The 1,381-nt window shown below is 69.2% G+C and carries 2 protein-coding genes; both read right to left on the bottom strand.

All coding sequences use genetic code 11. The annotated features are described in order from the left end of the window. Positions 1–259: 259 nt before the first annotated feature. On the bottom strand, positions 260–454 hold the full coding sequence (locus tag GRC12_RS44480) for a DUF5999 family protein (protein ID WP_133047485.1): 195 nt from the start codon (positions 452–454) through the stop codon (positions 260–262). Between the two features lie 387 nt (positions 455–841). Then, on the bottom strand, positions 842–1,381 hold a 540-nt coding region (locus tag GRC12_RS44475; protein WP_208786101.1), incomplete at its 5' end, for a hypothetical protein.

Raw genomic sequence — 1,381 nt, 5'->3', positions numbered from 1 at the left:
CTCCCCGGCCCCGTCTGCTGCCAATCCCCCCACCTCCCTGGACGCTTGCGGCGAAATTTCCAGAAGTCTTCCGGAAAGCGGGCGTCCGTGGGAGGGGATGTCACCCCCGGATCCGGGTCGGGTCAATGCCGTCACTTCAGTACGCGAGGGTAACTACGGTCCGTGATCGGGGCCGGACATGCGGAGGGGCCGGCTCGCGGTTCAGGTCCGCGACCGGCCCCGGATGTCACCGGACGGCTCGGTGTCGCCCGGGCTCGCCTCAGGCGGCGGTCATCACCTGGCTGCGGTGCGGGGCGATGATCTGGCCGTCGGGCAGGAGCTCACCGGTGTCCTCGAAGAGCAGAACGCCGTTGCACAGCAGGCTCCACCCCTGCTCCGGGTGGTGCGCCACGAGGCGGGCGGATTCCCGGTCGGCGGAGTCGGCTGAAGGGCACGGCGGCTGGTGCTGGCACATTGGTGGGATCTTTCGCTGGGTCGTCGTGTGTGTGATGGCTGTCGTGTCTGTCACGCGGCTTGACGTGTCGTCCATGGCCGCCCCCCGTTGTGATAATTCGGTCCAGTCCAGTGTTGCCCCACGGACGTCAATCCGCAGGCATTTCGACGCACCACTTCTTCACAGGTTGATGACGCATCCGATGGGCGGACGGTTCACTCCAACTGCACTGTCACTTCGGGTGGTTCACGGTGGTCGGATAGGGCTAGTCCGTCCAGGCCGGAAGGCGTTTCTCGGCTCTTACGAGCAGTCAATTGCTCGTACGAGCGGAATGCGGAGCCGAACAGCGTCGTACCCCGTCACCGGGAATGCGGCGACGGGGTACGGGCGGGTCGGCGGAAGGGGATGTCAGGCGATCTGGCCGAGCAGCGGAACCGCAGTCACCCGATGGCTCAGCACGGGAAGCAGCTCGGCGACGCGGAGCGGGCGGTGGGCCGCGATGCCGGGCGGCGCGGGCGCGAGCGGGACGAGCAGGTCGGTCGGGGCGGGGTGGCCGGTGGAGGCGTCGGCGGTGCAGTCGCCGTGCAGCCAGAGCGTGAGCATGTACAGGCTCGGTACCGACAGCAGGCGTGGCTGGTACGACTGTTTCATGGTCTCGGCCTGGCGCAGCGCGCGCTCGGTGGAGGCGATGTAGGGCCCTTCGAAGAAGTGTGAGAAGGCCCAGCCGTCCGCGGTCAGCATGGTCTCCGCCGCGGCCACCGCGCGGTCGCCGCAGCGGATGAGGAAGCGCCACCCGGCGAGCCGGGTGACGGAGGCGCCGTCCTGGGCCGGCTGGTCGAGGACATGGACGGGCAGCGGGAGTTCGGGGGTGGCGGGCCCCTGTGCTCGCAGCAGGGAGGGCGTTCGGGCCTCGCGGACCGCGGTGGGCGAACCGAGTGCGGTGAGGAC

Source organism: Streptomyces griseorubiginosus (assembly GCF_017614965.1).
GTDB classification, from domain to species: Bacteria; Actinomycetota; Actinomycetes; order Streptomycetales; family Streptomycetaceae; genus Streptomyces; species Streptomyces griseorubiginosus_B.
Note: the sequence above shows the minus strand (reverse complement) of the source record. Positions and strands in the feature narration are given on the sequence as shown.

Coding starts and splice junctions, on each gene's coding strand:
- GRC12_RS44480 (WP_133047485.1), bottom strand. CDS start 454: ATGTGCCAGCACCAGCCGCCGTGCCCTTCAGCCGACTCCGCCGACCGG.